A 14,664-nucleotide genomic window follows, 5' to 3' on the forward strand; every position below is an offset into this window, starting at 1 on the left:
TTTGAGCTCCAAACCAGTTGCAGTCCATCGTATTTTTTCAGGTTCAGTCTGGGGGATTTTAGCCAAAATTCTCGATGCCGCTGCCAAGTTCGTGACCATCCCTCTGTTGGTGGGCTATTATGGCAAAGCCGACTACGGATTGATTGCCTTGGCTTTCTCGCTCAATGCTTATCTAAGATTAATGGATTTGGGGATGAATGTGGGATCAGTCCGTTTTTTCTCCATGTGGGAAGCGAAATCCGACTGGGAAAATATTGGGAAAGCATCACGCTCCAGCATAATTTTCTATGGAACCATTGGCCTCATTAACGCCTTGATTTTCATGTTTATGGCCAATTACGGCCAGTTTTTCTTCAACCTCAAACCTGATCAGATTCCGACTTACAGGATCATGATGTACATACTTTCAGCAAGTACAGTATTAAACTGGCTTTCGAATGTGATCATTCAGCTGCTCAGTGCGAAGGATGAGCTGGGATATGTGAATCGGGTGACAGTAGTCAGTAGTGTTTTTAATTTCCTTGTGGCTATCGCAGCCATACAGTTCAAATGGTCGCTGCCGGTGTATTTTCTGTTCTATACCATTTCTACCCTTGTCCCGATTCCGCTTAATATTTTAAAACTGAGAGTTTTCCCAATTCCCTTAGGGCAATTGCTTACTCCGAAATGGGATGGAAAAATTTTCAGGGAGATTATTGGCTACAGTTCCGCGATCTTTTTGATGGGTTTATTCCAACTCACTGCAAATGAACTTCGACCTATTTTGCTAGCCAAATTTGCTTCGGGCATCGATGTGTTGACAGATTATCGTGTAATTCAGACGATTGCGATGCTCATCATTTCCTTTGGAACAATTTTCTTGCAGGTGCTTCTACCTTCGGCTTCCAAAGTCTACCAAGAGGGAAATCATCCTAAAATGGAGAAAATGGTCTTTACAGCCACTCGCTTTATTTCAATTTTTCTAAGTTTTATTGTTTTTCTCCTTGTGCTGAATTCTGAAGCTATTCTTCTCCTCTATATGGGGAAAGATTACCTCCATTTGGCGGTATGGCTGAACATTTGGTTACTCACTGTGCTGCTCAATATGCACAATACTCCGGTGGCGAGTCTGGTCCTATCCTCAGGTAAAACCCGCTTCCTTATTTACTCTTCCGCAACTGCCTGCATACTTTCTTTGCCGATTACCATTATCCTCGCACCCACACTGAATGTCGGCGCTGCAGTAATCGGTTACTTGGCTTACATGCTAATACAGATCGGTTTCTTCTATATTTATTATATTCCTAAAGTGCTAAAGCTAGATAGTAAGAAAATATTTCTCAGTGCTTTTTCCCCTTCGGTCCTAGGAGCTGTGATCGCATTTGCAGTTGCCTTTGGATTGGAGAAATGGATAGAGATGCCGACAGGAATTCTGGGAATGATCATCAGATCAGCCATTTTCACTACGGTTTTTGCCGCATTCCATTTTCTGTTTATCATCAAATCAGCGGATATTGAATTTCTCCGCACCAAACTTTTGAAAAGAAAAGTATCCAATGAGCAAGAATAAATTTTCGATTTGTATTCCTGCTTACAAGAGCAAATACCTGCAAGAATGCATTGACAGCATACTTGCGCAGACAGTTGAGGACTTCGAACTGATCATTTTAAATGATTGCTCACCGGAGCCAATAGACGAAATTTCGCTGAAAAATCAGGATCCTAGAATCCGCTATTTCAAGAACGAAAAGAATGTTGGTGCTTATGATTTGGTGGACAATTGGAATAAATGCCTAGCCCTTGCCACTGGGGAATATATCGTCATAATGGGTGATGATGACCGTTTAGCGGCAGATTATTTGGCCGAGTTTGAAAAGTTGATTTCACAGTATCCAAACTTAAACGTGTACCATTGTCGAAGCAAGATCATTGATGACGATGGAAATGACGTAGTGCTGACACCAGCCCTTCCGGCTTTCGAATATGTCTATGACTCGATATGGCATCGCTTGCGCCAGTTGCGCTCAAATTACATTTCAGATTATCTATATAATTCTTCCACGCTAAAATCCCAAGGCGGTTTTTACAAACTTCCACTCGCCTGGGGTTCGGATGATATCACCGCCTTCGTCGCATCTGCAGAAAAAGGAATTGCTCACTCGAACAAACCTGTTTTTGAATACAGAAGCAACCGACTTTCCATCACTTCCACAGGAAATGACCTGCACAAGATGATGGCGGACGTGGATTATTCAGAGTGGCTTAGCGAATTCATGAAAGATAATCCTCCACATCCCTCAGAAAAAGTGATTTATCAGCATTTACTGAAGGAAAAGGACAAATACATGCATGACAAGAAATTGTACACAATGATGCTTTCCATGCGTAGTAATCCATTCGAAAAAGCCAAAACCTGGATGAATGCACGGGACAAATTCGGCTTGTCGATCAAGGACATAGGAGTAGCGCTGGCGAAAAGCATGAATTCAAATCGCTCTTAATGGATATGGATTCACATACTAAAATCATCTTCAATCCCTGCGAAAACAAGGAAAATCAATACATCGCTATTCTGGTCAATGGACTGGAAAAGCATGGGTATGACGTGAACAGACTGGATGATTTTCTTTCTTCAATAAAGCATTATCAATCCATCAAATTGCTTCATCTGAATTGGTTTGAAAATCTGGATGACAGCAGTGCTACCAGTATGTGGAAAAGTTACTTTCGAAAATTAGTAGTGCTAGCTGCTGTAAAATTTGGGAAGAAAAAATTGGTTTGGACGATGCACAACAGGCTTTCTCACGAGAAGAAATCCGGGGAGCTAAGTCGGGTATTAACCGGAAAAATCGTCTCACAAGCAGATGCCATTGTAATACATTCTGAGGTGAGCAGAGATATTTTGCGCAGTCAATACCCAAATCTGAACGCAAAAATCGTCCATATTCCGCATCCTGATTTTGTCGATGTATATGGGCAAATTCTGCCAGAAAGTACTGAGAATAAGAAAGAAAAGTTGAAGCTACTTTTCATCGGTGCAATCAAACCTTATAAAAACATAGAGTTGCTGATCGAAGTGGTGAAAGGTTTTTCAGATTCAGTTCACTTAACCATTGCCGGCAATCCAAATTCTGAAGCTTATCGGGTGAAACTGCAGAAGTTGGCAGAGAAAGCGCCCAATATTTCTCTGGAATTGAAATTCATTCCGGACGCTGAATTACCAAGCCATATTCATCAATCCGATTTATTGATACTTCCTTATTCCTTGGAAAGTAGCCTGAACTCCGGAACTGTCATTCTAGCTTTTTCTTATGGAAGAACCGTCATCTGTCCCAGAATTGGCACTATTGCTGACTTGAATGCAGGAGATGATGTTTTTAATTATAGTTACGAGCAGGAGTCGGAGCACTTGAAAGCTCTGGAAAAGCAGATTCTCAAAGCAGTAACACTTCATCAAACTAACCCCAATTCTCTGATCGAAAATGGCCATAGAATGAGAGATTTGGTTTTAAAGAAAAACAGTAAACAAGTCGTAACTAATAGCCTTATCGAGCTATATGAAAGCCTTCTAAATTAAAACACTTTTTTCAGCTAGTCGAACTCAATGAAAATACTATACATCAACTCTCTCTATAGCCCACTCATCGAAGGAGGAGCGGAGATTTCCCTAAAGCTGATCGTGGAGGGAATGAAATCTCTTGGCCATGAAGTCCTAGTCCTGAGTCTAATGCCTGAACCAGGTCTGAAGATGGAGCATGTTGATGGAGTAAAAGTATATAGGGCTGGTTTGCAAAACGGGTATTGGCCTTATTCCAAAACGAAGAAAAACAAGTTAGTAAAGCTTAATTGGCACTATCAGGACCAGTCCAACGAAAAAATGGCTAGGGTAGTAAAAACGATTCTAGATGCTGAAAAACCAGATATTGTCTCCTGTCACAACCTCGCAGGTTGGTCTGCGGCAGTCTGGGAACCAATACACCATGCCGGAATCCCAATCGTTCAGGTGCTACACGATCTGTATTTGCTTTGTCCGAATAGTAACATGTTCAAGAATGAGCAAACCTGCGAAAATCAGTGTTTGAGCTGTAAACTTTTGCGAAGCAATCACGCTGAAAAGTCAACCCAAGTGTCTGCAGTAGTAGGTATCAGCAATAGCATTTTGCAGCGTTTTATTGATTTCGGCTACTTCTCGCGTGCTTCCAAAAACATTATTTACAACACACGAACAATTCCAAACCCATCTGCAAAAGCTCCTAGAAAATCTGAGCAACCAATTCGATACGGCTACTTAGGCACTCTATCTAAAGTCAAGGGATTGGAATGGCTAATCGAACAATTCAAGACCTTAGACTTCGATGCTAACTTGAGCATTGCTGGAAAAGGGGACTCGGAATACGAAAAACATCTGAAAGAAATTACCTCCGGAGCGAATATTGAGTTTGTAGGTTATATGAATTCCACCGAATTTCTAGCAGAAATCGATGTATTGATAGTCCCATCACTCTGGGAAGAACCGCTCGGCATGGTGGCTATCGAGGCCTTGGCAAACCATGTTCCGGTGATCGCAAACAAAAGAGGAGGACTTCAGGAAACGGTAAAGGACGGAATCAATGGGCTTTATTGTTATGACAGCGAACCGGGTTCTTTGAGCGCGGTGATGCGACAGATCTATTTTGAGCCACATCTTTACAATCAGTTTAGTCAAGCTGCTCGGGAATCTGTAGCTTCTATTTTGGATGCGGATCGCTTGATCGGGGAATATGAGACTGTTTTGAAAGAAGCATTGAAAAAACCACTAACTGTTTTTTCAAAATGAGCACACCGGAAATTACATTGAAAAATCAGACTTCGACCTTTGAAGGACATCCTTGGAAAGCAATTTCCATTGCGGAAACCCTTTTTTTGCTATCGCTGATCTCCATGTTCCTTCCGGTAAAAGTTTACCCGGTATTTTTTCTGGTGAGTTGCTTCTTTTTTTACAGAGAAACGCCTCAGATTAAATTCCCAAATTGGTCAATCGCTCTGGCCGTTTTCAGCTCCTACGCAGTAATCAGCTATTTGATAACTTATCCAGGGCAGCCCCTAGCTTTTACCAATATTATAAAGCTACTGATCAATTTCTCTTTCCTCTTTTTTGCTATCAATTGGCTGAACTCACAAGACAATGAATCAATAATAAAAAGGTTAGATACAGTTTTGCTGGCTGTTTTAGCACTATCACTTGTGCAACTTCTCATTTATCATCAGGCATACGATTTCAAATTAATCACCGGGAGTGAATCATCTGGACAAGCGAGCACCCTTTATCGAGACTCGCTATATTATTGGGGATTGGACGATAAAAACATGTTCGGTGCGCGCATCGCCCTTATAGGATTTGTATTTATCTGTATTCCAGTGGTTTTGAAAAATAAGCTGTCGGCCTGGAGAATCCTTTTTGTATTCCTAGTTGCCTTTCTAAGCCTTTCCCGCACGCCTATAGTTGCTCTAATTTTTGGAGTTTTCTTTCTTATTTGGATTTCCATAGGAAAAAAATGGAAAATCGCTATGCTCGTTTTAGTGGCATTTGCCCTTCCTTTTGTACTTCAGAAAGTTATTCGAATAGATTCTTTGACCTCATCCAATGACGGCATGGGCATCCGGTTAGTCTATTGGAAGGCCTTCATCCAGAATTTTAACTCTATCTCACCCTTTGGAAATGGATTTCTAAGCGCTCCAGAATTCCTTGGAGAAAATGCGGAATTTTACAGAGGCGAACCTCACATTCACAATACATTTATGTCCGCTTATCTGGAGTTAGGTGTGGTTGGGTTTATTTCCTTCACCGCCTTTATATTCTGGTTTATACGGGAGTGCTGGCGCAAAATGGACAATTCTAAACTGTGGGTTGCTCTTTTTCTACCTGTTTTAGCCATTATGATGATTTTGTATTCCGGCTATGACAACGATCTGGTGATGTACTTCTGCCTAATATTTCTCATCGGCTCCTTCAAGGAAATCAATTTCAAAAAAGTCCAAATAAGCCTATGAATCGACAACAAAAGATATTGATCGATAGCCGCTGGGCGGGTAATACAGGAATCGGTAGACTGTATCACGAGGTAATGAAGCTTGCTCCAGTGGAAGCCAACTGTGAATTTGTAAAGAGCAAAATGGGCTTGGGGAGTTTACTTTCCCCTTTGATGCTAGGTGAGGAAATAAAGAAATCAAATGCTGATGTTTTCTACAGTCCGTCCTTTATGCCTCCTGCTTTCTCGAAAACGCCATTTATTTTCACCGTGCATGATTTGATGCATTTATTTTACTATTCAAAGCTGCACAAGATTTATTACGAGCAGGTGATAGCTAGGCTGGCGCCAAAAGCTAAGAAAATCATTACTGTTTCTCATTTCAGCAAAAAGCAGCTGGTAGAAATTCTTGGAATTCCCGAAAGCTTGATTCAAGTGATTTATAATGGAGTGGATAACCACTTTCTGCAAAATGAAGAGGAATACGAAAGCGCCCGCCCCTATTTTTTATATGTGGGAAACCGGCGCAAAAACAAAAATGTACCGGCCATGCTAACTGCTTTTGCAAAGGCAAGGATCCCGAACGACTTTATGTTTTTTCTTTCTGGTAACGAGGATCCGGAGCTCGAGGCATTGATCAACAGTCTCGGTATCCAAAAAAGGGTTCGGTTTTTGGGTTTTATAGAAGACTACCGAAACTATACAAAGGCGCACATGCTACCTTATTTGTTTCGCTAATGGAAGGCTTTGGCTTACCTATCATTGAATCCATGGCGTCGGGCACTCCTGTTTTGACTTCAAACACTAGCTCCCTTCCTGAGGTCGCTGGCGGAGCTGCACTTTGTGTAGATCCTGAAGATGTTTCTGCGATACAAAAAGGCATAGAAAAATTGGTCAACGATGAGAATTTCTATGTAGAATGTGTTGTAAATGGATTGAAACGGGCGCCGGAATTTAGCTGGGAAAAAACTGCTAAAGCCACTTGGGACACCATTCTTTCCTAAATCAAACCATGCTTAACTACCTTTCATTATTTCTGCTTTTTCTTCACCATTAACAGGAATCTGCCAATCGGATTCTTTGCAAGTTGGAGGGTACACCAATGTTCTTGACTTTGGTATATTGGCTGATTCCGAAAAGGACCAGACAGAGGCAATTCAGACCCTGATTAATCAGGCAAAAGAAGGTGAGACTATTTTTTTCCCGGAAGGTGAATACCAGATTCGCACCATCCTACTTAAGTCCGGCGTGAATATTCTTGCAGAAGGAATTCTAAAACATCACCCTTCAGTTAAAGTGGGTGAATATTCCATCGAGAAACAAAACTCACCAAATCCCTTGATTCTCGGACAAGGCGTGATTGATGTGAGAATTTCTTTGAGGGGCGAATCCAAAAATGAAGGCATTTACCTATTAAAAAGCCATCAAATCCGAATTTATAACACCGAGCTAATTGGCGATTCGACAAAGCTAAGAGCGTATCCTGGCATTATGACTTTTGAGTCTAGTGGTATTGAGATAGTCAATTCGAAGATTCATCATTTTGGTATGCCTAGGACCGAAACTCACACCTATCAGCCGGGAACAGGTATTCGAATACTGTCTAGTAATACAATTTCCATACATGATTCTGAGATTTATCAAAACGGTGAGAATGGTGTATTTATTCACGGTAGCCGCAAAGTAGAAGTCATCAACAATGTCATCCGCCACAATGGAATGTCGGGTATACAAGTGGCCTTCGGCGAGACCGGCAAAGAAAAAGATTACAATTTCTCCTATAATATCTTGGAAGAAAATGCCTCCGATGCGATTGACATTAACAACCGATCCAAAGAAAAAGCAAAGGATATAGAATGTGTGATTACAAAAAACATCACGTGTGGAAATGGTTTTGTGAAGGGTGAGTCTACTCCGGATGGCTCTGGAATCGTTACATTGATCAATGTATCCAATGTGTTGATTTATAAAAATGAAGCATACCGAAATAACCGACCTGCTATTTACGTGGAAAGCTGTGGAGTCATATTGGGGAAAGAAAACTGGGCAGATAATCAAGTTGAAATAACGCTGGATTTAGAGGAATTGCTTCTAGAGAAAAATAGATTCAGCAGCATTAATTTGATCGCAAATACAAAAGCTCAGAAAATTCATCTTCGGGACAATGAGCTGGGTTCTCTTTCCCTTCCAAATGGTATTCGTGTCGATAAGTTCTTCATAGAAAACAACAGCTTTTCACATGCTAACTTCAATCTAAACTTGAAAGGGGAAGTTGAATTGAAAGACAATAAGATTGAGAATAAATCGAATAACCCAGCTATTTTAATTACGCAGGCTGATGGGGCAATAATTGAAAATAATGAAATTGTCAGTCAAAATGCATCAGCGATCATTCTCAGGAAAACCGCTAAAAATGTACAGCTCATCGGCAATCAGATCAAATCGTATAACACCGCTATTTTTGACGACAGCTCCAAGGAATTAGTCGTGAAAAACAACAAAATCACATCAATCCTAGGAGGCGCGGAAAATCAGGCATTTCGAAGTCATTATCCTAATCAACTGACTTTGGAAGGCAATGAGTATAGAGGAATTGAAAATACAGAAACCGTACTTCTCGTGGGAAAGGGAAAGGCGTCGATCGGAAAGGAAAAAATCATTTCGGGTAGTGCTAATTACGGTGAAGTAGACGTATCAGAAATTTATTTTTAAACTATGAAAGTCAATCTTTTTATTCCTACACTGAATGCCGGCCCGATGTGGAAAGAGGTACTTGCTGGTGTGGCAATGCAAAACTATCCTATTTCAAGATTGGTAATCATCGATTCGGGTAGTACCGATGGTACTTTGGATTTGATCAATGAGGAAACTTGCGATTTAATTCAAATTGACAAAAAGGACTTTGACCATGGAGGTACACGCCAAATGGCTGCCGAGACATTTCCCGATGCAGATATTTTTGTATTTCTTACGCAAGATGCAATTCTAGCAGAGCCAGATGCCATTTCATCGATGGTTCATTCTTTTACAGAGAATCAGGAACTAGGGTTGGTCTATGGTAGGCAGCTTCCCCATAAGAATGCCAAGGTTTTAGAGACCCACGCACGCCTGTTTAATTATCCCTCTGAATCCAAGGTTAGAAGTTTGGAAGATGCTGATCGCTATGGAATTAGGACTATCTCTTGCTCCAATTCCTTCGCTGCATATCGTAAGACAGCTTTTTTTGAAGTCAATGGATTCCCAATAGGATCCATTTTAGGCGAGGATGTATTGATTGCGGGGAAAATGTTATTGAATGGATGGAAATTGGCATACCTTTCGCATTCCAAAATATACCATTCACATGATTATTCAGCCATTGAAGAATTTAAGCGATATTTTGATATTGGAGTATTTCATATCAACAACCGCTGGATCTTCGAGAAATTTGGCAGAGCAGAAAGTGAAGGATTCAAATATCTCAAATCAGAACTCACCTACACACTTAAGCATAATCCATTACTGATCCCAAAATGTCTGATTGCAACTGGGGCGAAATTGGCTGGGTATAAACTGGGGCTGCACTACCGCTCCCTTCCACTTGGACTTTCCAAGTCCCTATCTATGACAAAGGCTTATTGGAGCCATTCCTAACCTTAACCCACTAGGAAAAAAACGCTCGATTTGTGGATAGCCTCCACATAAATAATGTTAACGATTTCCCAAAAAGCACCCTATTCATCAAAATAGGCATGTTTATGCTTGGCATCCCTATTGGATAAGACAAAGTACCACAGTAATTGACTTAAAAGACTAAACCAATGATACGTAATCAATCAAACCAACAAGAAATTGTTTTTAAAGGCTACCAGTCGGGAAGGATTATCCCTGACCTTTTTGCCTTAACAAATATTTCCAGAAACTCTGTTTCACAGACTGTTAATGAAGGAATAGAACTTACTACAAGATTTGTAAAAAGATCTTTCGATATCTTGTTTTCCACCATCGCCATTCTTGCAGGCCTACCTGTATTTATTGCTTTGACAGTTATTACTAAGCTAACCTCTAAAGGTCCTGTATTTTATAAGCAGGAAAGAATTGGTAGAAATGGCGAACCATTCTACATTCTTAAGTATAGAAGTATGATTGTAGACTCTGAGGTGAATGGACCACAGCTGACTACGGACAATGATCCTAGAATTACCAAATGGGGTAACTTCATGAGAAAAACTCACTTAGATGAGCTACCTCAATTCTTCAATGTGCTGATGGGTGATATGTCAGTCGTTGGGCCTAGACCCGAGCGTGCCCACTTTATTAAGCAGATTGTCGCTAGACAGCCTCAATATGCCCAGCTATTGACTTTGCGTCCAGGGATTACTTCTATTGGCCAAGTTGATTTTGGCTATGCAGAGACCGTAGAAGAAATGTGTCAACGAGTAATCTTGGACTTAAAATACCTTTCCCAAGTAAATCTATTAACTGATCTGAAAGTCATCGGGCAGACAGTCATGACAATGATCAATAAAAAAGGGAAGTAATTTAACAGTTAACCCAAACATTAAAAGGCAGCCTTACTGGCTGCCTTTTTTTTATGCCTTACTATAACATCATGCAGCAAGTTGTATAAAAAGGCCTTTGATTATTGAGAGCAAATCATAATTTGGATTGCAATCTTAAAATTCACCCTGAGAAATGAAGAAGACTGTATTAGAAGACATAGGCCTTTTAGCGCTTAGATTAGGAGCCGGCGGTATGATTATAACACATGGCTATCCTAAATTGCTACGGCTTTTTGGTGACGATCCCATCAAATTCATGGATTTTCTAGGTTTGGGTCCAGTGGTTTCTTTGTCACTTGCAGTATTTGCTGAACTACTTTGTGGTATTTTAGTGATCATTGGATTCAAAACTCGTCTAGCCACAATCCCACTTATGATTACTATGCTGATTGCTGTTTTTGTGGCCCACGCTTCAGACCCATTTGGGAGAAAAGAATTACCTCTCCTGTATTTTATAGTTTTCTTCTGTATTTTAATTTTCGGGGCAGGTAAGTTTTCCATTGATGGAATGACGAATCGCAGATCAATGTATTACAAAGGGTAGTCTCAAAAGATTACTTTGGTAAAGCATAAGCCACATAAGCGTCACCACTTCTAGTTCCTTTCCCACCTCCACAGGCAATTACTAGAAATTGCTTTCCATTCATTTCATATACTGCCGGGGTAGCGTGTCCCGACGCAGGAAGTTTAGCTTCCCAAAGAATTTCACCAGTTTCCTTATCGAAAGCTCTAATTTTCTCATCCTTTGTAGCAGCAATAAAAAGGACACCACCAGCAGTGACCACTGGTCCACCGTAATTTTCAGTGCCAGTAGGAGCAAATCCCTGGGCGCTCAGTGAATCAATTTCTCCCAGCGGAACTTGCCACTTTTTCTTGCCTGTATTCATATCGATTGCGGTTAAAAGCCCCCAAGGCGGGTTTGACCCGTACATTCCATCTTTAGTGACCAACTTTTTATAGCCATCCATATAATAGCGGGGGAAAAGCTGTGTAGCTGCACCTTCCATTTCTTTCTTATCACCTTCATCTGGGGCTTTATCCAAGAGATAGTTTAAGAGAACCTTCTTATTTTCATCAGCGATATGAACAAAAGAAGGCATCGCTCCCCTTCCTTTTTGAAGCAAAATAGCCAAGGAATCATAGGTATATTTCTCCTTCACTCCCAATAAACTTGGGATTGCCGGAGGGTTTCCTTTTCTATCTAACCCATGGCAATTCCCACAAAAGTTTGTGTAAACGGATTTACCAATATTTTCAAAATCCGCATTCGGAGTCATTCCTATTATCCAAGGAATTTGATTTGCATTCACGTATAACGTTTGATTTGTTGGATCAAAAGAAGCACCGCCCCATTCTCCACCACCATCCATTCCTGGGAAAAGAACCAGAGGTTTGGTCGGATGAGGAGGAGCCCAAGTATCACCATAAATCGCATTTTTCAACTGACTTCTGATATCTGCTTCCCACTCAGGCTTTAGATTTAAAATGCTTTTGTCCTCAAAAACCATAGTCATAAACGGCTCAGGCAAAGATGGAATAGGTTGAGTCGGAGAAGTAAATTCCCCCGGCATCGAAGACTGAGTCATAGGCGTTTCTTCAATGGGCCAAACCGGCTCCCCTGTCTCCCGATCAAACACATAGGTCATCCCTTGTTTGGAAATCTGCGCGACTGCATCTATCCACTTTCCGTCCTTCTGAATTCGAATTAAGTTTGGATTTGCAGGAAAATCTCGATCCCAGACATCATGATGTACCGCCTGAAAATGCCAAATTCTTTCACCTGTTTGGGCATTCAATGCAATCAGAGAATTGGCATAAAGATTATCTCCTTTGCGATAGCCTCCCCAAAAATCATAGGTAGCCGAGCCGGTTGGCACAAATACGATTCCTCGCTCATGATCCACTGTCATTCCAGCCCAGTTATTTGCTCCACCAATCTGTTTTATATTCGCTGGATCCCAAGTCTCAAAGCCAGGTTCTCCTTCCTGAGGAATAGTATGGAAAATCCATTCCCGCTCACCAGTTCTGATATTGTAGGCACGAATGTGGCCTGGTGCAGCATCCAACCCTTCGGAAAGTCGCATCCCAATAATCAACAAATCACCATACACCACACCAGGAGCATTTGCTACTATCAGGAAATCCTCGCGTTCTGTATCTAATCCTTTTCGAAGATCAACTTTACCCTGATCTCCAAAACCAAGAATTGGCTCACCAGTCTCTGCATTTACTGCCATCAACCAATTTCCCGCTCCAAAAAGAATTCTTTTATCATCACCATCCTCCCAATAGCTTACACCACGATTTGTTCCTGCCCAGGAATTTTCTCCTCCCAGCACCTCAAAAGGATCAAATCTCCAAACTTCCTGCCCTGTGGCTGCATTTACTGCGAACACATTTAACGTAGGCGTCGAGCCATAAAGTAAACCATTTACTACTATCGGCTGACATTGAATTTGCGAGCGCTCGGTTGCATCTCCAGTATGGTATGTCCAAGCAACTTCCAGCTGGGATACATTTTCCTTAGTGATTTGGGATAAAGAAGAATACCTCGAACCATCTTCTGGGCCTCCATAGTGCGACCAATCGGTGTAGTCAATTTCTGAAACTTTCTGTTGGCAGGCAGAAAAAAGTAATATAGAGCCAAAAGCAATAGGGAGGAAAGCTTTCATGGAATAGGTTGAGTTGGGTTTGAAAGCAAAATATCCAGAAAAATTCATGTAACAATTCTCAAATTCAATAAACAAGAGGAAAACTGACAAGAACTTTGCGTGATCTTTGTTGTTAAAAAGCCACCTTAATCTTTTCTTGAAAAAATCTTGTGAACTCCATAAATCACAAAACCCAACGCTGTCCAGAGGGCCATATCTGTAATCTCCTCTATTTGAGTGCTACTGAGAAGCCAGATCGTAGCAGCTATTTCCGCGACTGCCAAGGGTATTCCAAATTTTAACTTGTAGTAATCTGCATCTGGTTGGCTTTTGCGCAAGCGAATCAAAGCTCCGCATACCAATAGGTAAATCAGCAATCTGGCTATGACAGAGATCGCCAGTGACCCCATAAAATCCCAGACCGTTGCGACGATAATAATCAGAATAGAAAAGAATAAAACTGCAACTGTTGGCGTGCGAAATCGGGGATGAACAAAGGAAAATATTTGAGGGAATTGCCGCGATTCGCTAAGCGCAAAAGGCAACCTGGATCCGCTAAGGATTTGAACATTCAAGGTTCCCAAAATAGAAACTATAGCTCCAATCGTAATAAACAAGCCTCCACCATATCCCATGATTCGGGAAGCTGCGTCAGCAAGCGGCTTGTCTGAAGTAGCCAAATCTGGCAAAGTTCCGATAGCAACTATCTGAATCAACACATAAAAAACAGTAATAATCAGCGCTCCAGTCATCAAAGCAAAAGGCAGATTTTTTCTAGGATTTTGAACCTCCCCAGAGATTACCAAACCTGCTTCAAAACCACCGAAAGCAAAAATTAGCAACAAAGCAGAGTTTGCAAACTCAGGCATTGGCGGAGGCGAACTGAAATCAAAAGCATCAGCATTTAAAAAGAAAAGTCCAATCACAATAAAGAGCGTCAACGGAACCAATTTTGAAATTGTCAGGATATTTGTGGTGCGGGTAGAATCTTTGATTCCAAGTAGGTTAATCCCTGTTAACACTGCTGTAATCCCCACAATCATTAGAATTCTCATCCATTCTTCCTGAAAAACCGGTGAGAAAAAAGACATGTAAATGACCAGCAAATTGACCAAAGTAGCATAGCTAAAAAGCCGGGTTAGCATCAAAACCCAACCTACAGCGAAAGCCGGAAGGTTGCCAAATGCTTCTTTGATGTAAAGGTAGGGTCCGCCAGTTCTGTCAAACCTAGAACTGACTTCCATAAAGACTAAGATGAGCACCAGCATTACTACTGCACAAACACCAAAAGCCAACAATGAATAAGGTCCAGAAAGCGCAAATGCTTTTGCCGGAAGGCCAAAAATACCTGCTCCAATCACAGAATTAATAATCAAAAAAACCAGATCCCATCTGCGAATTCCGCGCTTTAACATAGTTTGAACTTGGGTGAATGAATTATTAAAGTAGCTAGAAAATTCAATTGTCAATGCGCAAATTCAATTA

11 protein-coding genes and 2 pseudogenes are annotated in these 14,664 nt (G+C 41.1%); 11 read left to right on the forward strand and 2 right to left on the reverse strand.

Features of this window, described 5'->3' with window-relative positions; all coding sequences use genetic code 11:
• The first annotated feature begins 1 nt into the window (after position 1).
• The 11 genes and pseudogenes from AC0L6R_RS14945 (at position 2) to AC0L6R_RS14995 (ending at position 11,072) form a co-directional block, all read left to right on the forward strand.
• A complete protein-coding gene (locus AC0L6R_RS14945; protein ID WP_473271918.1) occupies positions 2–1,549 on the forward strand; it encodes a lipopolysaccharide biosynthesis protein in 1,548 nt (515 codons plus the stop codon).
• Positions 1,536–2,480, forward strand: a complete 945-nt coding sequence (locus AC0L6R_RS14950) for a glycosyltransferase family 2 protein (protein WP_473271919.1) — start codon at positions 1,536–1,538, stop codon at positions 2,478–2,480. Before AC0L6R_RS14945 ends, AC0L6R_RS14950 begins: the two co-directional genes overlap by 14 nt.
• 5 nt (positions 2,481–2,485) lie before the next feature.
• The gene (locus AC0L6R_RS14955) at positions 2,486–3,556 is read left to right on the forward strand and encodes a glycosyltransferase (protein ID WP_473271920.1); all 1,071 of its coding nucleotides are present in this window, start codon (positions 2,486–2,488) and stop codon (positions 3,554–3,556) included.
• Between the two features lie 27 nt (positions 3,557–3,583).
• Entirely contained in the window at positions 3,584–4,795 is a 1,212-nt protein-coding gene (locus tag AC0L6R_RS14960; RefSeq protein WP_473271921.1) for a glycosyltransferase family 4 protein, read from the forward strand.
• Positions 4,792–6,009: an O-antigen ligase family protein gene (locus AC0L6R_RS14965; protein WP_473271922.1), complete on the forward strand. Its 1,218-nt coding sequence runs from the start codon at positions 4,792–4,794 to the stop codon at positions 6,007–6,009. The genes AC0L6R_RS14960 and AC0L6R_RS14965 overlap by 4 nt, the downstream gene beginning before the upstream one ends.
• A gap of 152 nt (positions 6,010–6,161) precedes the next feature.
• Positions 6,162–6,383 (forward strand): annotated as a pseudogene (locus AC0L6R_RS14970) (glycosyltransferase); the annotation flags it as partial.
• A 113-nt stretch (positions 6,384–6,496) separates the two neighbouring features.
• Positions 6,497–6,991, forward strand: a pseudogene (locus tag AC0L6R_RS14975) (glycosyltransferase family 4 protein); the annotation flags it as partial.
• Between the two features lie 76 nt (positions 6,992–7,067).
• Complete coding sequence (locus AC0L6R_RS14980) at positions 7,068–8,699, forward strand: right-handed parallel beta-helix repeat-containing protein (RefSeq protein WP_473271923.1); 1,632 nt, start codon at positions 7,068–7,070, stop codon at positions 8,697–8,699.
• A 3-nt stretch (positions 8,700–8,702) separates the two neighbouring features.
• Positions 8,703–9,620, forward strand: coding sequence for a glycosyltransferase family 2 protein (locus AC0L6R_RS14985; protein ID WP_473271924.1), 918 nt, complete (start codon positions 8,703–8,705; stop codon positions 9,618–9,620).
• A 167-nt stretch (positions 9,621–9,787) separates the two neighbouring features.
• Positions 9,788–10,507: a sugar transferase gene (locus AC0L6R_RS14990; RefSeq protein WP_473271925.1), complete on the forward strand. Its 720-nt coding sequence runs from the start codon at positions 9,788–9,790 to the stop codon at positions 10,505–10,507.
• A gap of 154 nt (positions 10,508–10,661) precedes the next feature.
• Positions 10,662–11,072 carry a DoxX family protein gene (locus AC0L6R_RS14995; RefSeq protein ID WP_473271926.1) on the forward strand — a complete coding sequence of 137 codons (411 nt, stop codon included), beginning with the start codon at positions 10,662–10,664 and terminating at the stop codon, positions 11,070–11,072.
• 10 nt (positions 11,073–11,082) lie between these two features.
• Here AC0L6R_RS14995 and AC0L6R_RS15000 read toward each other — a convergent pair whose 3' ends face one another.
• Together AC0L6R_RS15000 and AC0L6R_RS15005 are read right to left on the reverse strand one after the other, a co-directional pair.
• Complete coding sequence (locus tag AC0L6R_RS15000) at positions 11,083–13,200, reverse strand: outer membrane protein assembly factor BamB family protein (protein WP_473271927.1); 2,118 nt, start codon at positions 13,198–13,200, stop codon at positions 11,083–11,085.
• A gap of 125 nt (positions 13,201–13,325) precedes the next feature.
• Complete coding sequence (locus AC0L6R_RS15005; RefSeq protein ID WP_473271928.1) at positions 13,326–14,594, reverse strand: APC family permease; 1,269 nt, start codon at positions 14,592–14,594, stop codon at positions 13,326–13,328.
• Positions 14,595–14,664: the final 70 nt, after the last annotated feature.

This window comes from Algoriphagus sp. 10J20-15 (assembly GCF_055809615.1).